The 24004-nt window shown below is 65.1% G+C and carries 18 protein-coding genes; 12 read left to right on the top strand and 6 right to left on the bottom strand.

The genetic code is table 11. The annotated features are described in order from the left end of the window. The first annotated feature begins 2 nt into the window (after window positions 1–2). Complete coding sequence (locus P3C50_RS22770) at window positions 3–2651, top strand: sensor histidine kinase (RefSeq protein ID WP_275547707.1); 2649 nt, start codon at window positions 3–5, stop codon at window positions 2649–2651. After that, window positions 2651–3343, top strand: a complete 693-nt coding sequence (locus tag P3C50_RS22765) for a response regulator (RefSeq protein WP_275547706.1) — start codon at window positions 2651–2653, stop codon at window positions 3341–3343. Before P3C50_RS22770 ends, P3C50_RS22765 begins: the two co-directional genes overlap by 1 nt. On the opposite strand, the gene P3C50_RS22760 is transcribed toward P3C50_RS22765, so the two are convergent. Next, entirely contained in the window at window positions 3340–3795 is a 456-nt protein-coding gene (locus P3C50_RS22760; RefSeq protein WP_275547705.1) for a GNAT family N-acetyltransferase, read from the bottom strand. The genes P3C50_RS22765 and P3C50_RS22760 overlap by 4 nt on opposite strands. 116 nt (window positions 3796–3911) lie before the next feature. On the opposite strand from P3C50_RS22760, the gene P3C50_RS22755 reads away from it, so the two are divergent. The 10 genes from P3C50_RS22755 to cysW all read left to right on the top strand — a co-directional run bounded on the left by P3C50_RS22755 (window position 3912) and on the right by cysW (window position 13145). Further along, a complete protein-coding gene (locus P3C50_RS22755; protein ID WP_275547704.1) occupies window positions 3912–4550 on the top strand; it encodes a peroxiredoxin in 639 nt (212 codons plus the stop codon). A gap of 9 nt (window positions 4551–4559) precedes the next feature. Beyond that, on the top strand, window positions 4560–5153 hold the full coding sequence (gene ssuE, locus P3C50_RS22750; RefSeq protein ID WP_275547703.1) for an NADPH-dependent FMN reductase: 594 nt from the start codon (window positions 4560–4562) through the stop codon (window positions 5151–5153). A 161-nt stretch (window positions 5154–5314) separates the two neighbouring features. After that, on the top strand, window positions 5315–6280 hold the full coding sequence (locus P3C50_RS22745; protein WP_275547702.1) for a sulfonate ABC transporter substrate-binding protein: 966 nt from the start codon (window positions 5315–5317) through the stop codon (window positions 6278–6280). A gap of 179 nt (window positions 6281–6459) precedes the next feature. Then, the gene (gene ssuD, locus P3C50_RS22740; RefSeq protein WP_275547701.1) at window positions 6460–7608 is read left to right on the top strand and encodes an FMNH2-dependent alkanesulfonate monooxygenase; all 1149 of its coding nucleotides are present in this window, start codon (window positions 6460–6462) and stop codon (window positions 7606–7608) included. Window positions 7609–8039: 431 nt separating this feature from the next. After that, window positions 8040–8834 carry an aliphatic sulfonate ABC transporter permease SsuC gene (gene ssuC / locus P3C50_RS22735; RefSeq protein ID WP_275547700.1) on the top strand — a complete coding sequence of 265 codons (795 nt, stop codon included), beginning with the start codon at window positions 8040–8042 and terminating at the stop codon, window positions 8832–8834. Further along, entirely contained in the window at window positions 8831–9646 is an 816-nt protein-coding gene (gene ssuB / locus P3C50_RS22730; RefSeq protein ID WP_275547699.1) for an aliphatic sulfonates ABC transporter ATP-binding protein, read from the top strand. The genes ssuC and ssuB overlap by 4 nt, the downstream gene beginning before the upstream one ends. A gap of 108 nt (window positions 9647–9754) precedes the next feature. Continuing rightward, entirely contained in the window at window positions 9755–9970 is a 216-nt protein-coding gene (locus tag P3C50_RS22725) for a TOBE domain-containing protein (protein ID WP_197858642.1), read from the top strand. A gap of 379 nt (window positions 9971–10349) precedes the next feature. After that, window positions 10350–11366 (top strand): thiosulfate ABC transporter substrate-binding protein CysP, encoded by a 1017-nt coding sequence (cysP, locus tag P3C50_RS22720; protein ID WP_275547698.1) that lies wholly within the window; start codon window positions 10350–10352, stop codon window positions 11364–11366. A gap of 115 nt (window positions 11367–11481) precedes the next feature. Beyond that, on the top strand, window positions 11482–12321 hold the full coding sequence (gene cysT / locus P3C50_RS22715) for a sulfate ABC transporter permease subunit CysT (protein WP_275547697.1): 840 nt from the start codon (window positions 11482–11484) through the stop codon (window positions 12319–12321). Beyond that, window positions 12318–13145: a sulfate ABC transporter permease subunit CysW gene (cysW, locus tag P3C50_RS22710; RefSeq protein WP_197858645.1), complete on the top strand. Its 828-nt coding sequence runs from the start codon at window positions 12318–12320 to the stop codon at window positions 13143–13145. Before cysT ends, cysW begins: the two co-directional genes overlap by 4 nt. Window positions 13146–13250: 105 nt before the next feature. On the opposite strand, the gene P3C50_RS22705 is transcribed toward cysW, so the two are convergent. The 5 genes from P3C50_RS22705 to P3C50_RS22685 are packed head-to-tail and all read right to left on the bottom strand — an operon-like array spanning window position 13251 to window position 23998. Continuing rightward, window positions 13251–14927 (bottom strand): diguanylate cyclase, encoded by a 1677-nt coding sequence (locus P3C50_RS22705; RefSeq protein WP_275547696.1) that lies wholly within the window; start codon window positions 14925–14927, stop codon window positions 13251–13253. After that, window positions 14920–15306, bottom strand: a complete 387-nt coding sequence (locus P3C50_RS22700) for a response regulator (RefSeq protein WP_197858647.1) — start codon at window positions 15304–15306, stop codon at window positions 14920–14922. Before P3C50_RS22700 ends, P3C50_RS22705 begins: the two co-directional genes overlap by 8 nt. Then, on the bottom strand, window positions 15299–18187 hold the full coding sequence (locus P3C50_RS22695) for a CHASE domain-containing protein (protein WP_275547695.1): 2889 nt from the start codon (window positions 18185–18187) through the stop codon (window positions 15299–15301). The genes P3C50_RS22700 and P3C50_RS22695 overlap by 8 nt, the downstream gene beginning before the upstream one ends. Continuing rightward, a complete protein-coding gene (locus P3C50_RS22690; protein WP_275547694.1) occupies window positions 18184–20106 on the bottom strand; it encodes an ATP-binding protein in 1923 nt (640 codons plus the stop codon). The genes P3C50_RS22695 and P3C50_RS22690 overlap by 4 nt, the downstream gene beginning before the upstream one ends. Then, window positions 20081–23998 (bottom strand): PAS domain S-box protein, encoded by a 3918-nt coding sequence (locus tag P3C50_RS22685; RefSeq protein ID WP_275547693.1) that lies wholly within the window; start codon window positions 23996–23998, stop codon window positions 20081–20083. Before P3C50_RS22685 ends, P3C50_RS22690 begins: the two co-directional genes overlap by 26 nt. Window positions 23999–24004 lie beyond the last annotated feature (6 nt).

Here is a 24004-nt window from a genome sequence, read left to right as displayed (position 1 = left end):
CGATGAACGACAGCCTGCGCGCCGAAGCGCTGCTCGCCGACCTGCCCCGCGAAGGCCGTGGCCGGCTCAAGGTGTTTCTCGGCGCGGCGCCGGGCGTGGGCAAGACCTACGCCATGCTGCAGGCCGCCCATGCGCAACTGCGCCAGGGCGTGGCGTTGCGCGCCGGGGTGGTGGAAAGCCACGGCCGCAGCGATACCGAGGCGCTGCTGCTGGGCCTGCCGCAGCAGCCGCCATTGCGCCTGCCCTATCGCGGCCTGGAGCTGAGCGAGATGGATCTCGACAGCCTGCTCGCCGACCCGCCCAAGCTGGCGCTGGTGGACGAGCTGGCGCACAGCAACGCCCCCGGCAGCCGCCACGCCAAGCGCTGGCAGGACGTGCAGGAGCTGCTCGCCGCCGGCATCGACGTCTACACCACGGTCAACGTCCAGCATCTGGAAAGCCTCAACGACCGCGTCCGCGATATCACCGGCGTGCAGGTGCGCGAGACGGTGCCGGATTGGGTGCTGCAGGAAGCCGACGAGATCCAGCTGGTCGACCTGCCGCCGCGCGAGCTGCTCGAACGCCTGCGCGACGGCAAGGTGTACATGCCCGAGCAGGCGCGGGCGGCCATCGACGCCTTCTTCTCGCCGACCAACCTCACGGCGCTGCGCGAGCTGGCCATGCAGACCGCCGCCGCGCGGGTCGATGCCGATCTCGACCAGCGCTATCGTCAGCTCGGCCAGGCCGCACCCAGCGTGCTCGGGCGCCTGCTGGTGGGGGTGGACGGCGACGGCGAGGCCGAGCGTCTGGTGCGCCACGCCTGTCGGGTCGCCGAGCGGCGCCATCTGCCCTGGTCGGTGGTGCACGTGGACAGCCGTCGGACCATGGACGAGGAGCAGCGTGGGCGCCTGCAAGCCGCGCTGCGCCTGGCCGAGCGCCTCGGTGGCGAGGTGGTGACGCTGCACGGCGACTCGGTGGCGAGCACGCTGCTCGACCACGCCCGCGAACGCCGCGCCAGCCTGATCCTGGTCGGCAGCAGCACACGGCGCCTGCGTCGGCGCTGGCTCGGTCGCGGTCTTGGCGAGCGCCTGCTGGCCGCCGGTGCCGGGCTGGAAGTGAGCGTGCTGGATGCGGCAGGTGATCAGCCCGCGGCAGGCCGACGCGCACGCGTCGCACCGCGCTGGCGCGACTACTTACTGGCCGCGCTGGTCGCCGCCTGCGCCACGCTGATCTCCCTCGGCCTGGCGCGGGTGCTGGAGCTGCCGAACATCTCCCTGGTGTTCCTTGCCGCCGTGCTGCTGGTGGCGGTGCGCAGCAGCCTGGGCCCGGCGCTGCTCTGTGCTGGGCTGTCATTTCTCAGTTACGACTTTTTGTTCATCGCGCCAACTTGGACGCTTCAGATTCATCGCCACGAGGACGTGCTGACCCTGCTGTTTTTCCTGCTCATGGCCGGGCTGACCGGCAACCTGGCCAGCCGCCAGCGGCGCCAGGTGCAGGCGTTGCGCCAGGCGCAGAGCGAGACCACGGCCCTGTTGGAGCTGTCGCGCAAGCTTACCGTCGCCGCCGATCGCCAGGCCGTGCTGGCGGTGGCCGAGCAGCAACTCGGTGGCTGGCCGGACGTGCAGCTGACACTGCTGTCGCGCAGCGCTGACGGGCAGTGGTGCCACGAGGGTGGCCTACACGCCGAATTGCTTGATGCCGAGCGCGCCGCTGCCGATTGGGCCTGGCAGCACGAGCAAGCGGCGGGCCTGGGTACCGATACCCTGCCCAGCAGCCGCTGGTGGTGGTGGCCGCTGTGCGGGGAGGAGGGGCCGCTGCTGCTGATCGGTTTGCAGAGTGCGCAGGGCGCGCCGTTGGCCGATACGCGGCGACGCCTGGCCGCCGCCCTGGGCCAGCCGCTGGCGCAAGCCCTGGCCCGCGCGCAACTGGCCGAGGAGCTGGAGGCGGCGCGCCTGCACGGGCAGACCGAGGAGCTGCGCAGCGCGCTGCTGGCTTCGGTGTCGCACGACCTGCGCACGCCGCTGACGGCCATGCGCGGTTCCATCGACAGCCTGCTGGCGCTGGGCGAGGCGATCCCCGAGGCGGATCGCCGTGAATTGCTGGAAAGCACCCGCGACGAGGCCGAGCGCCTCGACCGCTATATCCAGAACCTGCTCGACATGACCCGCCTCGGCCATGGCGGGCTAAAGCTGGCGCGCGACTGGGTGGCGCCCAGCGATATCGTCGCCAGCGCCCTGCAGCGCCTGCGCGCGGTTCTTGCGCCGTTGCAGGTCGAATGCCTGCTGCCGCCACAGCCGCCATTGCTGCATGTGCATGCGGCGCTGATCGAGCAGGCGCTGGTCAACGTGCTGGAGAACGCCGCGCGCTTCTCGCCGCCGGCCGGGCGCCTGCGCGTGGCGCTGGAATACGATGAGCAGGAGCTGCGCTTCGTGGTCGCTGATCAGGGCCCTGGCATTCCCGAGGCGGAACGGGCGAAGATCTTCGACATGTTCTACACCGCAGCGCGGGGCGATCGCGGCGGCCAGGGCACCGGTCTGGGCCTGGCGATCTGCCAGGGCATGGTCGGCGCCCATGGTGGTCGCGTCACGGTCGGCGGAGGCCTCGATGGCCGTGGTGCCAGCCTGACCCTGCACCTGCCGCTGACCACGCAACCACAAGCCGAGGACGACTGATGAGTCAGGGGCCGAGCATTCTGCTGATCGACGACGAAGCGCAGATCCGCAAGTTCCTGCGCATCGCCCTCAGCGCCCAGGGCTATCGGGTGCTGGAGGCGGCCAACGGCGAAGACGGCCTGGCCCAGGCGGCGCTGCACAGTCCCGATCTCGTCGTGCTCGACCTCGGCCTGCCCGACCTCGACGGCCAGCAGGTACTGCGCGGCCTGCGCGAATGGAGCCAGATACCGGTGCTGGTGCTCTCGGTGCGCGCCAGCGAGGGGGAGAAGGTGCTGGCGCTGGACGGCGGCGCCAACGACTACGTGACCAAACCCTTCGGCATTCAGGAATTTCTCGCCCGGGTGCGCGTGCTGCTGCGCCAGGGCCTGGGCCGCGAAGCGTTGCCGGCGAGCATCGCCTGTGGCGCGCTGAATATCGACCTGGCCTATCGCCGGGTCAGCCTCGACGGCACCGAAATCGCCCTGACGCCCAAGGAATACGCGGTGCTGGCGCTGCTCGCCCAGCACCTCGGGCGGGTGGTGACCCAGCAACAGTTGCTGCGTGATATCTGGGGCCCCAGTCACGTCGGCGACAGTCATTACCTGCGCGTGGTGGTCGGCCACCTGCGGCAGAAACTCGGCGACGACCCGGCCGCGCCGCGCTATCTGATCACCGAGGCTGGTGTCGGCTATCGTCTGCGCGACTCTGCCTAAAGCTCCAGCGCCAGGCGCAAACGATCCCGATGCCGCAGGCCATTCTCGAACAATGGCTCGGGGCAGTGCTGCAGGAAGTAGTCCGGTTCCACCGCGACCACGCGAAAGCCGGCGCGCTGGTAGAAGGTCAGTTGGTGGCCAAAGCTGCCGGTGCCCAGTTCCAGGCGCTTCGCCCCCAATTGCCGGGCCTGGTCGATGGCGTGGTGCAGCAGCAGGGCGCCGATACCCTGACCCTGGTGTTCGGGCGCCACGGCGATGTTCATCAGTTCCCAGGTATCGACGGTGAGGGCCTTGATCACGTAGGCGCCGACGATCGCGTTGTCCAGGCGCGCGACCACGCAATGACTGTCCTGTAGATAACGGGCGATGAGGGAGATGTTGGGATCGGCTTCCAGCAACAGCGCCATGGGCGCCTGTTCGCGGGGAATCTCGTGCAGGGTTGAGGTGGTCATGACGGTCTTTCTTTAAAGTTGTTTTGGTTATAAATAAATCATTATTTATTCTTTTTGTTTCGTTTCGTTCCTGAGCATAGTGAGCACCACGCAAGCCGCTGCCAAGGAGCACGATCATGACCATCCGCCTGGGCGACATCGCCCCCGACTTTGAACAGGATTCCAGCGAAGGCCGCATTCGTTTTCACGAGTGGCTCGGTGACAGCTGGGGCATTCTCTTCTCCCATCCAGCCGACTTCACCCCGGTGTGCACCACCGAGCTGGGCTTCACCGCCAAGCTCAAGGACGAATTCGCCAAACGCGGCGTCAAGGCCATCGCCCTGTCTGTCGACCCGGTGGATTCGCACATCAAGTGGATCGACGACATCAACGAGACGCAGAACACCGCGGTCAATTTCCCGATCATCGCCGATGCCGACCGCAAGGTGTCCGACCTCTACGACCTTATCCACCCCAACGCCAACGACACCCTGACCGTGCGTTCGCTGTTCATCATCGACCCGAACAAGAAGGTGCGCCTGACCATCACCTATCCGGCCAGTACCGGGCGCAACTTTAACGAAATCCTGCGCGTCATCGATTCGCTGCAACTGACCGACAACTACAAGGTCGCCACTCCGGCCAACTGGCAGGACGGTGAAGAGGTGGTGATCGTGCCGTCATTGAAGGACGAGGCCGAGATTGCCGAGCGCTTTCCGAAAGGCTATCGCGCGGTCAAACCCTATCTGCGCCTGACCCCGCAGCCGAATAAATAAGGAACCAGCATGCACGTCGTGTTGCTCTCCGGTAGCCCTGCGGCGCGTTCGCGCACCGAGGTGCTGCTGGATTACGTCCGCCAGCGCCTCGAGGCGCAGCACGTGGAAGTGAGCCTGCTGCGGGTACGCGATTTTCCCGCCGAGGACCTGCTGCATGCCCGCTTCGACAGCCCGGCCGTGCGCCAACTGCAGGCCGTGGTGGCCAGCGCCGATGGCCTGGTGGTCGGCACGCCGGTGTACAAGGCGTCGTTCACCGGCGCGCTGAAGGTGCTGCTGGATCTGCTGCCCGAGCGCGCCCTGGCCCACAAGGTGGTGCTGCCCCTGGCCAGTGGCGGCAGCCCGGCGCATCTGTTGGCGGTGGACTACGCGCTCAAGCCGGTGCTGGCCGCGCTGAAGGCGCAGGAAATGCTCTCCGGCGTGTTCGCCGTGGACAAACAGATCGCCTACCCGGAAGGGGACAGGCCCGCGCAGATCGACGACGAGTTGCGCGAGCGCCTCGACGAGTCACTGGAACAACTGGGCGCAGCCCTGGCGCGACGGCCGAAGCCGATCGATCCGAACGTATTGAATGACCGGCTGGTGAACGCCCGCTGGAGTATTTGAAAGAGCAGCGATGAGCTGCAAGCTACAAGCTGCAAGTAGAAGCCAGCAGCAGCGGGCACGCCCGCTTGCGACTTGAGGCTTGAAGCTTGCGGCTGCTTTCCCGCCTTACTCGCCCGCCAACGGGCAAGCAGGCCCACACTCAATCTGCAAAGGAGGTCGCCATGGGCGCCAACACTTTGCGTCGGAGTCTGGTCGCCCTGTTTGCCGCGGCCATTTCCTTCGGCGCCATCACTCAAGCTCAAGCCGAGACGTTGCGTATCGGCTATCAGAAATACGGCACCCTGGTACTGCTAAAGGCCAAGGGCACCCTGGAAAAGCGCCTGGCCGAGCATGGCGTGGAGGTCAAGTGGACGGAGTTCCCGGGCGGCCCGCAGCTGCTCGAAGGCCTCAACGTCGGCTCCGTGGACTTCGGCGTTACCGGTGAAACCCCGCCGGTATTCGCGCAGGCCGCTGGCGCCGACTTGCTCTATGTCGCCCATGAGCCGCCGGCACCGAGTGGTGAGGCGATCCTCGTACCCAAGGGCTCGCCGATCAAATCGGTGGCCGAGCTCAAGGGCAAGAAGGTCGTCCTGAACAAGGGTTCCAACGTGCATTACCTGCTGGTGCGCGCGCTGGAAGATGCCGGCCTAAAGTACGGCGATATCACCCCGGTCTACCTGCCGCCGGCCGATGCCCGCGCCGCCTTCGAGCGTGGCAGCGTCGATGCCTGGGTGATCTGGGACCCGTTCCAGTCCGCCGCCGAGCAGCAGTTGCAGGCCCGCAGCCTGCGTGATGGCACTGGCCTGGTCGACAACCACCAGTTCTACCTGGCCACCCGCAGCTATGCCGAGCAGCACCCGCAGGTGATTGGTGTGCTGGTCGAGGAAATTCGCGGTGTCGGCGAGTGGGTCAAGGGCAACCTCGACGAGGCCACCAGCCAGGTCGCGCCGCTGATCGGCCTGTCCCCGGAGATCACTCGTCAGGCTGTTGAGCGTCAGGGTTACGGCGCGCAGTTCATCACCGCGGATGTGGTCGAGGCGCAGCAGAAGATCGCCGACACCTTCACCGAGCTGAAGCTGATCCCCAGGCAGCTGACCATCAAGGATGTGATCTGGAATCCGCCGGCCAAGGTCGCGCAGGCCCAGTAAGACCATAGCCCTCTCCCCCAAACCCCTTGCCGTGAACGGGAGAGGGGAGCCGATCAAGGTCGGCGGACGTTTCGGCGCCGCCGGCCAGCTCCCTCAGCCTTTCAGGTCGAGGATCGGGGCGGGGCCGAATTTCCCGGATTGATCCGGACTATGACGATTTCCGGAAAGGAGACAACTCCATGAGCCTTAATATCTTCTGGTTCCTGCCTACCCATGGCGATGGCAAATACCTGGGCACCGCCGAAGGCGCGCGTGCAGTCGACCACGGCTACCTGGCGCAGATTGCCCAGGCGGCTGATCGCCTCGGTTTCGGCGGCGTGCTGATCCCGACAGGACGTTCCTGCGAGGACTCCTGGCTGGTGGCGGCCTCGCTGATCCCGGTCACGCAGAGCCTGAAGTTCCTCGTCGCCCTGCGCCCTGGGATCATTTCGCCGACCGTGGCCGCGCGCCAGGCGGCGACCCTGGATCGCCTGTCGAACGGCCGTGCGCTGTTCAACCTGGTGACCGGTGGCGACCCGGACGAGCTGGCTGGTGATGGCCTGCATCTGTCCCATGCCGAACGCTATGAAGCGTCCGTCGAATTCACCCGTATCTGGCGCCGTGTGCTGGAAGGCGAAACCGTTGACTACGACGGCAAGCACATCCAGGTGAAGGGCGCCAAGTTGCTTTACCCGCCGATCCAGCAGCCGCGTCCGCCGCTGTATTTTGGTGGTTCCTCCGACGCGGCGCAGGATCTGGCCGCCGAGCAGGTCGAGCTGTACCTGACCTGGGGCGAGCCGCCGGCTGCCGTGGCCGAAAAGATCGCCCAGGTGCGCGAGAAGGCGGCCAAGCAGGGGCGCGAAGTGCGCTTTGGCATTCGTCTGCACGTGATCGTGCGCGAGACCAACGAGGAAGCCTGGGCGGCGGCGGATCGTCTGATCAGCCATTTGGACCAGGACACCATCGACCGTGCCCAGGCGTCGCTGGCGCGCTTCGATTCGGTCGGCCAACAGCGCATGGCCGCCCTGCACGGCGGCAAGACCGACAACCTGGAAGTGTCGCCGAACCTCTGGGCCGGTGTCGGCCTGGTGCGCGGCGGCGCTGGCACCGCGCTGGTCGGCGATGGCCCGACCGTGGCGGCGCGGGTCAGGGAGTACGCCGACCTCGGCATCGATACCTTCATCTTCTCCGGCTACCCGCATCTGGAGGAGTCGTACCGGGTCGCCGAGCTGCTGTTCCCGCACCTGGACGTGGCTCAGCCGCAGCGTCCGGAGAGTCGCGGTTATGTCAGCCCGTTCGGCGAAATGATCTCCAGCGACATTTTGCCGAAAGCGGCTTCGGCGAGTTGAGGATGGCGCAGGCATAGGTTTTCCCGGATTGCATCCGGGCTACGGGGGCAGATGTAGCCCGGATGCAATCCGGGATGGCTGGGCACATGCCCCCTCTCCCTAACCCTCTCCCCGGAGGGCGAGCGAGCTGATCGGCGCCGTTGGTTTGCCCGGTGGAACGGTTCGGCTCCCCTCTCACGCTTGCGGGAGAGGGGCGGGGGGAGAGGGCCGATGTAGCCCGGATGCAATCCGGGATGGTTGGGCACATGCCCCCTCTCCCCAACCCTCTCCCCGGAGGAGCGAGGGGGCTGATCGGCGCCGCTGGTTTGCTCGATGGCACGGTTTGGCTCCCCTCTCCCGCTTGCGGGAGAGGGGCTGGGGGAGAGGGTTGATGTAGCCCGGATGAAATCCGGGGACACGTGGACGGCTAAATGGAATTCTTCGAGGCAACCATGAGCAACACGACTCTTCACAAATTGGCCCTGCGCGCTGCTCCCTGGGCCTTGCCGCTGGGGCTGCTGGCCGTCTGGCAACTGGCGGTAGCCAGTGGCTGGCTGTCCAGCCGCATCCTGCCGGCGCCTAGCGCCGTGCTCGCCGCCGGCTGGCAGTTGCTGGCCTCCGGTGAAATCTGGCAGCACCTGGCGATCAGTGGCCAGCGCGCCGGGATCGGCTTCGCCATCGGCGGCGGTATCGGCCTGCTGCTAGGCTTTATCACCGGCCTGTCGAAATGGGGCGAGCGCTTTCTCGACAGCTCGGTGCAGATGATCCGCAACGTGCCGCACCTGGCGCTGATCCCGCTGGTGATCCTCTGGTTCGGCATCGACGAGGCGGCCAAGGTGTTCCTGGTCGCGCTCGGCACGCTGTTCCCGATCTACCTCAACACCTACCACGGCATCCGCAACGTCGACCCGGCGCTGGTAGAGATGGCGCGCAGTTATGGCCTGGCAGGCGGAGCGCTGTTCCGCCAGGTGATACTGCCCGGCGCGCTGCCGTCGATCCTGGTGGGCGTGCGTTTCGCCCTCGGCTTTATGTGGCTGACCTTGATCGTCGCGGAAACCATCTCGGCCAGCAGCGGCATCGGTTACCTGGCGATGAACGCCCGCGAGTTCCTGCAGACTGACGTGGTGGTGCTGGCGATCCTGCTCTATGCGGTGCTCGGCAAGCTGGCCGACGTCGCCGCCCGTGGTCTTGAGCGCGTCTGGCTGCGCTGGCATCCGGCCTATCAGGCCAAGGCAGGTGGGCAATGACTGCACTGCACAACATTCCCCAAGGCACTCCGTCGGGCGGCGTTCCGCTGGCAATCGAGAACATCGAGAAATTCTTCGGCGAGCGCCAGGTGCTCAAGGGCATCGACCTGCATATCCCGGCCGGGCAGTTCGTTGCTGTGGTCGGTCGCAGTGGCTGCGGCAAGAGCACGCTGCTGCGCCTGCTGGCCGGGCTGGATCAGCCCAGCGGCGGCCAGTTGCTGGCCGGTAGCGGCTCGCTCAACGCGGTGCGTGAAGACATCCGCCTGATGTTTCAGGACTCGCGTCTGCTGCCCTGGAAGCGCGTAATCGACAACGTCGGTCTGGGGCTTTCCGGCAACTGGCGCAAGCAGGCCGAGGAAGCGTTGGCGGCGGTCGGCCTGGCGGATCGCGCAGGTGAATGGCCGGCAGCGCTGTCCGGTGGGCAGAAGCAGCGCGTGGCTCTGGCCCGTGCGCTGATCCATCGCCCGCGCCTGCTGCTGCTCGACGAGCCGCTGGGCGCGCTGGATGCCTTGACCCGTATCGAAATGCAGCAACTGATCGAGCGCCTGTGGCAGCAGCATGGGTTCACCGTGCTGCTGGTGACCCACGACGTGGCCGAAGCCGTGGCCGTGGCGGACCGGGTGATCCTGATCGAGGACGGCCAGATCGGCCTCGATCTCGATGTGCAACTGGTACGCCCACGCCCCCATGGCTCGCCGCTGCTGGCGGCCCTGGAAGCGCGCGTGCTGGACCGCGTGCTGGCGCAGCCGGAGCTGCCTACACCACCGGAACCTGTATCACCCCTGCCCACGCAACTGCGTTGGGCGCTTTAACGCAGCTAAAAGCTCCAAGCCACAAGCTTCAAGTAAGGGCCGAGCGCTTTTACTTGTGGCTTGCAACTTGAAGCTTGCCGCTGATTTTCGACCCCAGGAGAAAAACCCATGACCATCAAAGCCATCAACGTGCGTAACCAGTTCAAGGGCAGCATCAAGGAAATCGTCGTCGGCGACGTGCTGTCGGAAATCGACGTGCAGACCGCTGCAGGCATCGTCACCTCGGTGATCACCACCCGTTCCGTGCGTGAGCTGGAGCTGCAGGTGGGTAGCGAGGTGATCGCCTTCGTCAAATCCACCGAGGTGTCCATCGCCAAGCTGTAAGAACCTTCGCATAGTTCTTCAGCCCATTTCGTCGTTTTTGGCAGCCAATTGGCGGAATAAGCCGCTTGCGATCTTGTAGGAGCGGCTTTAGCCGCGAGCTCTTTGCGCCCCAATAAAGCTCGGGGCTGAAGCCCCTCCTGCATGCTCACCGGACGCTTTTGCCTTGTAGTTTTCAGGCACATAAAGATCGTGAACAGGTCCTAAAAGTGGCTGCCTGAGCAGCCTTCGGATACGAGGGCAGCATGGCGTTTTCGAAGGCAAAGAGAGGCTGGTTATAAGACGCAAAGAAAAAGATATTTTTCAGCTATATGTTTTTTCTGCAGAATCGCGCCATCAAATAGCCTGCCTGCAGGCTTCTCTTGCGATAAGGACGCCTTAGATGCTGAAGAAGATCGTTCTGGCCACCGTGGCCAGCGCCACCCTGTTGACCGGCTCGCTGAGCCATGCAGCGGCCGATACGCCATTCCACAACGCCTCCTACGACATCGCTCGCGAACTGTTCGGCGAGATCAACCCACTGTTCGTCGAGCACTGGAAACAGCAGAGCGGCAAGGAAGTGAAGATCATCCAGTCGTTCGCCGGTACCTCGCGTCAGGCGCAGGACATCATCCAGGGCAAGAAGGTCGACGTGGTCACCTTCAACCAGGTAACCGACGTGGACATCCTGGCCAAGCGCAAGCTGCTGCGCGAGGACTGGGCCCAGCAGTTCCCCAACAACAGCTCGCCGTACTACAGCACCACCGCCTTCCTGGTACGCGAAGGCAACCCGAAGAACATCAAGAGCTGGGACGACCTGATTCGCGATGACGTGAAGCTGGTATTCCCCAACCCGAAAACCTCCGGTAACGCCCGCTACAGCTACCTGGGCGCCTGGCTGTTCGCCAACGAGAAATTCAATGGCGACCAGGAGAAGGTCAAGGCCTTCGTCGGCAAGGTGCTGAAGAACGTCGAGAACTTCCCCACCGGCGGCCGAGGTGCCACCGTGGCCTTCGCCCAGAACGGGCAGGGCGACGTGCTGCTGACTTTCGAATCGGAAGTGATCAACATCGCCAAGGGTGACGAGTTCAAGTCCGCCAACCTGGAAATCGTGGTACCGGAAGTCAGCGTACTGGCTGAATTCCCGGTGGCCATCGTCGACAAGGTGGCCGACGAGCGCGGTACCCGCGAGCAGGCCAAGGCCTTCCTCGACTTCCAATACAGCAAGGACATTCAGCAACTGCTGACTCGCTACAACTACCGCGTGCACAACCCGGAAGTGGTCGAGGCGACCAAGGCGCAGTTCGCTCCGGTGCGCCTGATCAACCCGACCGAGGTGCTGGGCAGCTGGGACGAGATCACCGCCAAGCACTTCGACAACGGTGGTATCCTCGACCAGCTTCTCGCCGAGGGTCGCTGATAGCGACGGTCTGGCGTAGGGCGGGTGCAACCCGCCAGCCGGGAGTGCGAGCATCGTAATGGTCAGTTGGCCGCCTTTTTGGCGGCCAACTGCATTTGTAGAGCCGAGCTTTTTCGTGAGTAAACCGACGCTGTTCTTCCTGCAGACTCCGCTGCTGCCTGGCTTCGGCCTGAGCTTCGGCGTCAGCGTGCTGTATCTCTCCCTGGTGATCCTGCTGCCGCTGTCGGCGCTGCTTTTGTACGTCAGCGACATGACCTGGGCCCAGTACTGGTTCGCCATCAGCGATCCGCGCGTGGTGCAGACCTACAAGGTGACCATCTCGGCCGCGCTCTATTCGACCCTGGCGGTGCTGGTGCTGGGCCTGCTGCTGGCCTGGATCATCACCCGCTACGACTTTCCCGGCCGGCGCATCGTCGATGCGTTGGTCGATCTGCCCTTTGCCCTGCCGACTTCGGTAGCCGGCCTGACCCTCGCCGCGCTGCTGGTACCCAACGGCTGGATCGGCCAGTGGCTGGGCTTCAAGGTGGCCTACGCCTACGCCGGTATCGTGGTGGCGATGGTGTTCACCAGCATTCCCTTCGTGGTGCGCACGGTGCAGCCGGTGCTGCAGGATCTCGGCTCGGAATACGAAGAGGCCGCGCGCACCCTCGGCGCCAGCCGTGTGCAGACCTTCCGCAAGGTGATCCTGCCGACCCTGGCGCCGGCACTGGTCACCGGTGGCTCGCAGGCGTTCATCCGCAGCCTCGGTGAGTTCGGCGCGGTGATCATGATCGCCGGCAACATTCCCTACCAGACGGAAGTCAGCTCGCTGATGATTTTCGTCCGTCTGCAGGAATTCAATTACCCGGCGGCAGCAGCCATCGCTTCGGTGATCCTGCTCGCGTCGCTGACTCTTCTGTTCCTCCTGCAGGTCGTGCAGGGGCGTCTGTTCGCATGGCAACGGCAAGGTCGATGAAAAAGCCCCAAGATTGGCGCCAGTGGGCGCTGGTAATCCTCGGTCTGATGGTGGTGGCGCTGATCCTGTTGGTGCCGCTGGCACTGATCTTCACCAAGGCGCTGGCCGGCGGGCTCGACCTGCTGTGGAGCAACCTCGGCGAGGACTACATGCTCCACGCCATCGGCCTGACCCTGCTGGTGGCAGCGATCACCGTGCCGCTGAACTTGTGCTTCGGCATCTGCCTGGCCTGGTGCGTGACCCACTATGATTTTCGCGGGCGCAAGTTGCTGACCACCCTGATCGACATTCCCTACGCGGTGTCGCCGGTGGTCGCCGGTCTCTGCTACCTGGTGGTGTACGGACTGGAGAGCTTCATCGGCCGCTGGTTCTACGATCAGGGCCTACAACTGATGTTCGCCTGGCCGGGCATCGTCATGGTCACCGTGTTCGTCACCGCGCCCTACGTGGCGCGCATTCTGATTCCGGTGATGCAGACGCAAGGTCAGGACGAGGAAACCGCTGCGATGTGCCTGGGCGCCAGCGGCTGGCAAATCTTCCGCCGCATCAGCCTGCCGAAGATCAAATGGGCGCTGCTGTATGGCGTCGTCGTCACCAATGCCCGCGCGGTGGGTGAGTTCGGCGCGGTGTCGGTGGTGTCCGGCACCATCATCAACCAGACGCTGACGTTGCCGCTGCTGGTCGATCAGCTCAACAACGACTACAAGCCGGCGGCCGCCTTCACCGCGGCCGGGCTGCTGGCGTGCATGGCGCTGCTCACGCTGTTCCTCAAGACCTTCATGGAGTGGCGCCAACGCCGCCTGATGCAGCGCGCCGAGGCGTGATTTGGGGTGCCAGCGTTGTGGTGGATGTGAAGAGCGGCATCCACCCTACGGCCTGTAGCCTTATGACCTATCGCGGCTGAAGCCGCTCCTACGGAGCGTGGAGCTTCAGCCGCGATGCTCTTCCGAAGCAGCCACCTGCACCTGGTTGCGGCCACCATGCTTGGCTGCATAGAGCGCCTTGTCGGCGCGCTCGCGCAATTGTTCGGCCTGGCTGTGTGCGTCGGTGCCGGCTATACCGGCGCTGAGGGTGCAGGAAAATTCGCCGCCGTCGGCGATGAAGCGCAGCTCGGCGAAGCGTTCGCGGATCTCGTCGACGATCTGTTTGGCCTGCTGCGGTGTGCAGTCCGGCAGCACCGCGAGAAACTCCTCGCCGCCATAGCGCCCCAGGCTGTCGATCCGGCGCAGGCGCTGGCGCAGCAGGTTGGCCAGCGCGCGGATGACACTGTCGCCGGCCGCGTGGCCATGCTCGTCGTTGACCCGTTTGAAGTGATCGATGTCCAGCATCACCACGCTGGCGCGGTTGCCGGTGCGTAGCGCGCGCTCCAGCTCGGTGGCCACCTGTTCCTTGATGTCGCCATGCTTGAGCAGGCCGGTCAGGCTGTCGCGCGACAGCGCATCTGACAGCAGGCGAGCGCGCTGCGCGCGGGAGAACACGGCGGCGACCAGGGCGTTGTCGGAAATCGGCTTGGTGACGAAATCGTCGCCGGCCTTGATCAGCGCATTCATCTGCTTGGCGATGTCGGTCTCCGCCGACAGGTAGATGATCGGTATGCGCAGCCAGTCGTCGTTGCAGCGGATGATCTGCGCCAGCTCGGGGCCGGTGCAGTCCGGCATGTTGACGTCGAGCAGCACCACCTCCGGATTGAAATCGCGCAGATGCTCGAAGATCTGCGCCGGGTCCTGAAGGATTTCCACCAGCATGCCCGCGTCGCGCAGCACCAGGCTGTAACGGCTGGCCAGGTCGCGGTCGTCATCGACGATCAGCACCCGGTAGGGTTCGCCGCTCTGCTGGGCGAAGCAGCGCTCCAGGCGGCTTTCCAGCTGCGGGATGTCCACCGGCTTGGCGAAGAAACCCTGCGCGCCGGCGCGCACCGCCTGCAGCTGAGTGGCGAAGTCATGCTGGTGGGTCAGCACCAGCAGCGGCAGGGGCACTTCCAGGCGTTGCTGCAGGCGTGCGGCGTAATCCAGGCCGCTGCTGTCCTCGTTGGCCAGGTTGACGTCGACGATCAATGCATCCGGCAGTTGCTGCAGCAGAGCGGTATCGAGATCGGTTGTAGTCTGGAAATGTTCGGCACGATAACCAAAGTTGCTCAGCGTCAGGCGCATGTTTTCGCCGACGGTCATTTCATCTTCGAGAATGTAGATGAGCCGCGTATCGTTCTCGGTGCGTGCCAACGGCTTGGCCGTTTTCTGTTGTTCGTCCTGGCTGCTGTCGGCATCCGATTGCTCGCCGAGCTGCAGCAGCGCGGCCACGAAGATGTCGAGGTCCTGTTGTTGGCGCTGCTGCTGTTCCAGCCAGCGTTCGGCCTGTTGTTCCAGTTCTCGCGCTTGCTGGCCGAGCAGGTCGAAACCGAAGGTGCCGGCGCTGCCGGCGAGGCGATGAAGCTGGTCGCGTAGCGCTCGCAGCAGCTGCCCGCGCTGCTCGTCGCTGGCCTCGAGCAGTTGCTCGCCCTGCTGCATCAGTTGCGGAAGCTCCTGGCGCAGGCGTTCGGCGAACTGCTGGCCGAGCTGTTGCAGATGCTGCTGCAGGGTCTGCGGGATGGCATTGCCCTGCTTATCCATGGCGCTGGCTCCATATCTGTCGTATCTGTGCGGCGAGTTGCATGGGGTCGAAGGGCTTCACGATCACGTCGAGTGCACCCAGGCTGCGGTAATGGGTCACTTCGCCGGGCTGCACCTTGGCGGTCATGAAGGCCACCGGCACGCTGCCGATGTCCACCAGCTCACGCAGCTTCTCCAGGGTCTGCGGACCGTCCATGCCGGGCATCATCACATCGAGCAGGATGAAGTCGGGGGCGAAGCCCTGCACCTGATCGAGCGCCTCCTGGCCGCTGGAGCAGCTCAGTACCTGAAAGCCGCCAACGGCTTCCAGGGCCACTTTGGCCACGGCCTGGATCGAGGGGTCGTCCTCGACGTGAAGGATGCGCTTGAGCTCACTCATGGCCGGTCTCCTTGGCGGGTAATAGACGGTCGAGCAGGTGCAGAAAGTGTTGTCCATCATTGCGCGATTTGGCCAGCGTCGCACTCACTCCGGCCAGCTCGCGGCCGTCCATCTCGCTGGCCGAGAGCACGGCTACCGGTAGACCTGGGCGCTGGCGCTGGAGTTCGTCGACCAGCTCCAGGCCGTTGCCGTCGGGCAGGCCGAGGTCTAGCAGGACCAGATCGAAAGGCTGTTCGGCGAGCAGGCGACGCGCTTCGGCGAGGCTGTCGGCGGGGACGAACTCGGCCAGTTCGCGACCCTGTTCGGCGACCACCAGGCGCAGGTCGTGATCGTCCTCGACATGCAGTACGCGTGGTCTGTGCGGCAGATCCTGCAGGGCCTGGGCAAGGCTGCCGAGCAGGCGCTGTGGGTCGATCGGCTTGCTCAGCCAGTCCAGCGCGGGCGCGCCCTCGAGCGCCAGGCGGCCTTGCTCGCAGGCTGCGGAGACCACCAGGATCGGCAGCTCGCGGTAGCGCTCATCGGCGCGCAGCTCCTGCACCAGTTGCAGGCCGTCGCCGTCCGGCAGGCGTAGGTCGAGACTCATGGCAGCGGGTATTTCCTCGCGCAGGCAGGCGCGTGCTTCGTCCAGGCTATGGGCCAGACGCACACGGTAACCGGCGTTTTCCAGCAATTGGCGCAGCAGATTGGCGATGTCCGGTTCGTCCTCGACCACCAGCAGGCTGCGTCGGCCGTCGCCAGCGGCAGGCCGGGTGGCTTCGCTCAGCATCGGCAACTCGAACCAGAAGCAGGCGCCCTGGCCCACGACCGAGTCGAAGCCGATCTGGCCGCCCATACGCTCGATCAGCTCCTTGCTGATGGCCAGGCCGAGCCCGGTACCGCCCTTGCTGCGGCTGTCGCTGGCATCGGCCTGGGAGAACTTGCTGAAAATGCGCTGGCGAAATTCGGCGGCGATGCCCGGTCCCTGGTCGATCACTTCGACGCGCACGCGGGGGCCTCGATGTTCGGCGCGCAGCTGTACCTCGGCGCCGGGCGGCGAGTACTTCACGGCGTTGGAAATGAAGTTGGCCAGCACCTGTTGCAGGCGCATGGCGTCGACCCGCACGCGCGTCGGCAGGCAATCGAGCAGACGTAACTGGACCTGGTGTCGGTCGGCATAGGCCTGGTTGCTGGCCAGCGCCTCCTCGAGCTGGTCAGCAAGGGCGCATGGTTGCAGGTCGAACTGCATCTTGCCGGCTTCGAGCTTGTCCATGTCCAGCAGATCGTTGATCAGGTGGCTGAGGCGCTGGCTGTTGGCCTGGGCGATGCTCAGCATGGTGCGCATACCCTCCGGTACCGCGCCGAGGGCTCCGCCGTTGATCAGGCCGAGCGAGCCGGCGATGGCGGTGAGCGGGGTGCGCAGCTCGTGGCTGACGGTGGAGACGAACTCGCTCTTGAGGCGCTCGATGCGTTTGGCCTCGCTTTGATCCATGGTGGTGCCGGTGATGCGCAGCGGGTAGCCACTGGCGTCGCGCTGGATGTAGCCGCGCAGGAGCGCCGGCAGCTCGCTGCCATCGACACGCAGCAGGCGACAATCGATGGTGAAGTTGCTGGCGCCCTCATGAAAGGCCTGATTCAGACGGGCGCGTGCCACTGGCAGGTCGTCCGGGTGCACCAGATTTTCCCAGGCCAGGGGGTCGTCGGTGAAGCCTGGTGGCCCTTGTTCTGGATAGCCGAGCATTTGCCAGCCGTGCGCCGAGGCGAAGAAGCTGCCGGCCTTGACGTCGATATCCCACCAGCCATCGTTGCTGCCCTTGAGCGCCAGTGCCAGACGTTCCTCGCTGCGGTGCAACTGCTCGGTGATGCGTGCGGCCAGCTCCTGTACCTGAGCGCGACGCAGGCTGAGGCTGCTGACCAGAAAGAACAGCAGCAGACTGATGCAGGCACCGAGCACCAGCAGTGCCACCTCGCCACGATGTTCGTGGGCGAGGTAGCCCGGTGCGTAGTGGAAGTTCAGGTGCCAGGTCTGGCCGAACAATTCGAGCTGATGCTGTCTGTCGGCCGGTTGGCTGGTCGATGCTTTACCGTGACTGCTGTAAAGCAGTTCGGCATCCTTGCTGATGGCGCCGGCGTACAGCTCGAAGTCCAGCTCGCGCTTGCGCTCGCCGAAGATTCCATGCATCAGATCGTGAACGCGGAACGGGCTGTAGGCGAAGCCGCGCAGCGCGGCCAGGCGTTGCTCCGGGCTGTCCAGCGGGCGTTGTGGCCAGTAAAGCGGGACGTACAGCAGCAGCCCTGGCTGGACCTTGCCGTGGGTTTCCTGACGCAGGGTGACACGGCCGGACAGGCGGCTCTGACCGCTGCGCGCGGCGGCTAACATGGCCGCGCGGCGTATCGGCTCGGAATACATGTCGAAACCGAAGGCGGCCAGGTTGCGTCCGGTAAAAGGCTCAATGAAGCGGATCACGCCGTAACGTTCGCGCTGGCCGGGTGGCTGCATGTGAAAATCGGCAAAGCCCTCGGCGCGTATCTCGCTCTCGAATGCCGACAGTTGCTGCGCCTCCAGCATCTGGACAAAACCCAGCCCCTGGATGCCCGGGTAGCGTTCGTCCAGTCGCAGGCGTTCGGTATAGGCGCGCCAATCCGCACGGCTGACGTCTTCGCTGGCGTCGAGCAGGCCGGCGGCACCGAGCAGGATGCTTTCCTGTTCCTCCATGCGTTTGACGATGGCCCGGCTCAGCTCTTCGGTGAGCAGTTCGAACTGGCGGGTGGCAGACTCGGTCTGGCTCTGGCGCAGGTTGTACCAGGCCAGCAACGTCGCCCCCAGGGCCAGCGCCAGTACGGCCCAGGCCAGCAGGTTGACGCGACTGAACAGAGACGCGAGCAGGGCGCGGGTGGTTCTCATGATTGCGCTCCAGCCAGGGGCAGTCTCAGCCAGAAGGTGCTGCCCTGACCCAGGGTTGAGTCGAAGCCGATGTGTCCGCCCATGTGTTCGATGATTTCCTTGCTGATTGCCAGACCGAGGCCTGTGCCGCCCTGGCGGCGCGTGTCGCCGGCGTCGGCCTGGGCGAATTTGCTGAAGATGCGGGGTTTGAAGTCGTCTGCGATGCCCTGGCCTTGGTCACGCACGCTGATGCGTACCCAGCCGTCTTCGGGTATGGCGGCCAGCTCCACCTGTTGCTCAGCGGCGGAAAACTTGGCGGCGTTGGCCAACAGGTTGGCCAGCACCTGTTCCAGGCGCTGGGCATCGGCCATGACCTGGCAATCAGCGCCTGCCAATAGCTGCAGCTGCACCTGGTGGTGCTCGGCATAGGGCTGGTTGTTGTGCAGTGCCTGTTGCAGCAGCGGGCGTAGCGCCAGCGGCTGCAGGTCGAAGTGCATCTTGCCGGCGACCAGCTTGTCCATGTCCAGCAGGTCATCAATCAGGTGGCGCAGGCGCTGGCTGTTGCTTTGCGCAATCTCCAGCATCTGGCGCATGGCCTGTGGCACTTCGCCGAGTGCGCCGCCGTTGATCAGGCCGAGCGAGCCGGCGATGGCGGTCAACGGCGTGCGCAACTCGTGGCTGACGGTTGAGACGAACTCGTTCTGCAACTGTTCGCCGCGTTTACGTTCGCTGATATCGCTGATGAAACCGTGCCAAAGGGTGTCGCCGCCGGGCAACCGCTGGGGGGCAGCGCGGCCTTCTACCCATATCAGGCCGCGTTCGGGATGCAGCACGCGGTACTCCTGGTGCCAGGTAGTCAGGCTCCGGGCCGAAGCGGCGATCGCTTCGCGCACTGGCGATGCATCTTCGGTATGCAAGCGCGCGAGTACCGGGGCGGCGTCCTGGCCGACTTCCTCGGGAGTGCAGCCATAGATATCGCCGATACCTGCGCTGGCGTAGGGAAAGCAGCTGCTGCCATCGGCGCGCAGCAGATATTGATAGACCATGCCGGGCAGTTGTGCGGCTATACGCTGCAAGCGCTGACGGGCCTCATCACGTTGACTGAGGTCGTTGGCCACCAGCAGGTAGCCCTGCAGCGGCTGACCTTCGGCACGAATCGGTGAAAGATTCAGGCGTACCGGCAGGCTCTGCCCGCTGCGCGCGCGCAGTTGCCCTTCGGTGCTCTGCGGCTCGCGGATACAGGCGGCACACAGACGCTCGAACTGGCCTGGATCGGTCAACAGCCGCGGCAGGAATTGCTTGCCCAGCTCATCGGCCGAGTAGTCCAGCAGTTGCTGCGCTTCGGGATTGCTGCGCAGCACCCGGCCCTGCGGGTCGAGTACCAGCACCGCGCTGCCGGCGTTGTCGAGCATGGCCTGGTGCATGGCGCTCTGTTCGGCCTGGCGGCGCGCCTGCAGGCGCAGCTCGAACAGCTCTCCGGTCAGCTGCGCCAGGTGCTGCAGCTGGCTGCGCTGGTGATTGTCGAGGTGACGCGGCTGGCGGTCGATCACGCACAGGGTGCCGAGGGCCAGGCCTTTGCCGTCGTGTAGCGGCACGCCGGCGTAGAAGCGGATATCCGGCGCCGAGGTGACCAGCGGGTTGTCGCGAAAGCGCGCATCCTCCAGGGCGTTATCCACCTCCAGCAGCGCGTCGGCATGTACTGCATGGGCGCAGAAGGCGAGTTCGCGCGCGGTCTGTTCGGCATCCAGGCCGACCCGACTCTTGAACCACTGGCGCTGGGCATCGACCAGCGAAATCAGGGCGATGGGCGTATCGCAGATTTGCGCAGCCAGCGCCGTGATGTGATCGAACATCGCTTCGGGCGGGCTGTCGAGCAGCTCAAGAGAGTGCAATGCAGCCAGGCGCTGCTGCTCGTTACCGGGGATCGGGGCTGGGTTCATGACGCACTCCCTGTATCGGTAGTTCGAACCAGAAGGTAGCACCATGGCGGGGCGGCGAGTCGAAGCCGATCTGTCCGCCCATGCGCTCGATGATTTCCTTGCAGATGGCCAGCCCCAGGCCGGTACCGCCCTGTTGCCGCGTGTCACCGGAGTCGGCCTGGGAGAACTTGCTGAAAATGCGGGACTTGAAGGTCTCGGGGATACCGGGGCCGTTGTCCGACACGCTGACGCGCAGTCTCTCGCCAATCGTCTGCAGGCGCACCAGAACACTGCCGCCGGAAGGCGAGAACTTGGCGGCATTGGACAGCAGATTGGCCATTACCTGGGCCAGGCGCTGAGCGTCGACGTGGACCAAAGCGTCGTCGTCGACCTGCAGGCGCAGCGTGACCTGATGCTGTTCGGCATAAGGCTGGTTGTGCAGCAGTGCCTGCTCCAGCAGCGGCTGCATCAGCTTCGCCTGCAGGTCGAACTGCATCTTGCCGGCGACCAGTTTGTCCATATCCAGCAAATCGTTGATCAGCGCGCTGAGGCGCTGGCTGTTGCTGTGGGCAATCGTCAGCATCTGGCGCATGGTCTGCGGCACCTCGCCGAGAGCGCCGCCGTTGATCAGTCCGAGCGAGCCGGCGATAGCGGTCAACGGGGTGCGCAGTTCGTGGCTGACGGTGGAGACGAACTCGTTTTTCATCTGCTCGATGCGTTTGCGCTCGGTGATGTCGCGAATCACCGCAATGAAGCGACGCTGCCCCTGGTGGCTGATCTGCGAAACGGCCAGTTCCATGGCGAAGCGCTCGCCGTTCTGACGCATGCCTTCCAGCTCGCGAACCTGGCCCACCACCCAGGCCTCGCCGGTGCGCAGGTAGCGCTGGAGGTAGCTGTCGTGTGCACCGCTGTCAGGCTCGGGCATCAGCAGGCTGACGTTGCGCCCGGCCACTTCATCCTGTCGGTAGCCGAATATTTCTTCGGCCGCGTGGTTGAAGGTCTCGATACGACCGTGTTCGTCGATGGTGACGATGGCGTCGACCACGTTGTCGAGCAGGGTGCTGAGATAGTGCTCGCGCTCGCGCACAGCGCGTTCGGCGGCGACGCGGTCGCTGAAGTCCTGGATCTGCGAAACGAAGTGCACCGGCTGCCCGGCACTGTCACGTACCAGCGATACGCTGAGCAATACCCAGAGAACACGGCCCTGCTTGTCCAGGTAGCGTTTTTCCATCTGGTAGGCATTGATCCGCCCGGCCAGCAGGTTCGCCACGTTCTCCTGGTCGGCATTCAGGTCGTCCGGATGGGTGACCTGCTGGTAGGTACAGGCCAGCAGCTCCTCGCGGCTGTAGCCGAGCATGCGGCACAGTTCGGCGTTGACTTCCAGCCAGCGACCGTCCGGGCCAACCAGCGCCATGCCCTGCGGTGCGGTGTCGAAGGCACTTAGAAAGCGTTGTTGACTCAGGCGCAGCTCGTCTTCCATGGCATGACGTTCGCTGACGTCCCAGATGAAGCCATCGACCCACAACAGCTGGCCATTACTGTCGTACTCGCCGCGGCCCTTGCCCCGGACCCAGACGTCATGGCCATCGGCATGACGCAGGCGGTAGGTCAGTTCGAAGGGTTTATGCTGTTCGAGCGCTTCACCGATACGGAAGGTGATGGGCAGATCATCGGGATGCACGATGCTGGAATAGCTGCGCACGCGATTATCGATGATGTCGCTGGCCGGGTAGCCGCAGAGCTTGGCGATCTCGTCGCTGATGTAGCGCATGGTCCAGTTGGCATCATGGGCGCAGCGATACACCACGCCGGGCAGGTTGGCCACCAGACCACGGAAGCGACTCTCGCTCTTCTGCAGGGCGCGGGTGGCCTGCAGCAGCTCGCTGATATCGCTGGCGATGCCGAGGAAGCCGGTGATCTGGCCGCCCTCGTCGAACATGGCGTTGACGGTGAGGTTGACCTGGCGCAGGCTGCCGTCCTTGTGGCGATAAGTCCACTGGCGGGTTTCCGGCTCGCCGCCACGTGCGTTGTGCACGAAGACTTCGAGGCCCCTCACTGGCTGGCCGACAACCTCGCTCAACTCGCTGGCTCTGGCCTGGACTTCTTCCGCGAGGTGAAACACGGCCGGGGTCTGAAGTCCGACCATCTCTTCGGCGCTGTAGCCCAGCAGGCGTTCGGCGCCGGAGTTGAACAGGGTGATGGTGCCGGCGCTGTCGGAGGCGATGATCGATACCCCGGTGGCCGAGTCCAGCAACGTCTGCAGATAAGCGCGGGCCGAACGTACGGCGTGCTCCTGCTGCTGACGTTCCAGCATGGCGCCGACCCAACGGGCGAACAGGCCGAGGAAGTCGCGGTCGGCGGCATCGAACGGCCGCTCGCGGCGTTCGGGATTGGCGAATGCCAGCGTACCGAAGGGCTTTCCGCCGACACGCACCACGATACCGATGTAGCTTTCCAGGGCGAATTGGCCGTAGCAAGGATGGTGCCGATGCGGCGAATCAGCCATGTGGGTGATGGCCAGCGCCTCGTCCTGCTGCAGTGCCAGGCTGCAGTAAGTGTCGCCCAGCTCGAATTGCTGGCCATCGCGCAATTCGCCCTCGGGTGACACTTGCACCAGCACCTGGTAGTGCTCGTCTTCGATGCGACTGATGATGCCCAGCGGCATGCGAAAGTGATCGGCGCCCAGGCGCAGCGCCTGACGCAATTGTTCGGTGCGACTCAGGCTGGGCAGCGCGGCGATTTCGTTGAGCGCGCGCAGCGCCGCCTGCTGGCGCTGCATCAGGCGCTGGGTACTGCGCCGGGTGCTGCGCAGCAGGCCCAGCAAGAGAGCTTCGGCTCCGCACCAGGCGAGCAGCCACTTGATCACCAGCCAGCGTTTGTCGCGTCGATGCACAGTGTACTGATCGCTGATGTCATGCCAGATCAGCGCGACCGCCAGTGGCCCCTGGCTGGGCCGGTGGTTTTGCTGGTAGCTGCTCAGCGCGACCTGGTTGACCAGGTAATGGCGCTCGCCGTCGTCCAGCAGGCGCACGCTATCGCCCTCTGCCGGCGCAGGCAGGCTGCGTTGTCGTCGCCAGGTCAGTATCTGTGGCCGCGAATGGCCCATCATCTGCCAGTGCTGGGAGCCATCGGTCGGACTGCGGGGCGCCTCGTCACCGTCGGAACTCCGCAGCAGATCCTCGCGCAGCAGCAGGGCGACGCCGCTGTCGAATTCCCGATCCAGTTGGGCAAGGTCTTCGAGCACGCCCATGGCCACTTCGATAGCGCCGACCTGTATGGGGCCGTCCGCCCCGTCAGCCAACAGCGGAGCGATCGCACGCATGCCGATGCTGCCCCGGGTCAGGCCCAGGCCGGCCTGGCTTCTGGCGCTGCGCAGCGCCTCCAGCACCATGGGGCGCCAGCCGATCTGCAGATCGCCGAAGCGCGCGGGATCGTGCACACGCAGCAATACCCTGACATCCGGCGCAAGATGCACGTACAGGCGAAACGGTTGATGCGCTTGCAGGTTGCGCCAGCGCGGCGCCAGGCGGGTGTAGAGCTGGTTGCGAATGCTGGCCAGGCTTTCCAGGTCGCCTGCCGGCAGCGCATGGGCCTGGCGCACCAGCTCCGTTACCCAGGCATCAGCGGCGATGGTTTCGGCCAGCAGTTGTGTGCGCTCCTGCAGCCCGTGCTGAGTGCTGTTCAGGGCCATGCGCTGGATGTCTGCCTGTTTGCCGATCTGCAACTGCCAGAGGGCTTCGCGCTCGCTTAGCGCCCGGCTGCCGAGAAAGGCGAAAAGCAGCGCGAGGCACAAACTCCCACCTATGACTATTCGGTGGCCGGCATCCCGGTGGCCGGCATCCCGGTGGCCGGCATCCCTTTGGCTGGCGCTCCAGCGATCGAACCAGCGCTTACCCGGCTTCGGCCTGTTCATCAGTCG

Origin of the sequence: Pseudomonas sp. Marseille-Q0931 (assembly GCF_940789645.1) — a bacterium.
In the GTDB taxonomy this organism is placed as follows: Bacteria; Pseudomonadota; Gammaproteobacteria; order Pseudomonadales; family Pseudomonadaceae; genus Aquipseudomonas.
Note: the sequence above shows the minus strand (reverse complement) of the source record. Positions and strands in the feature narration are given on the sequence as shown.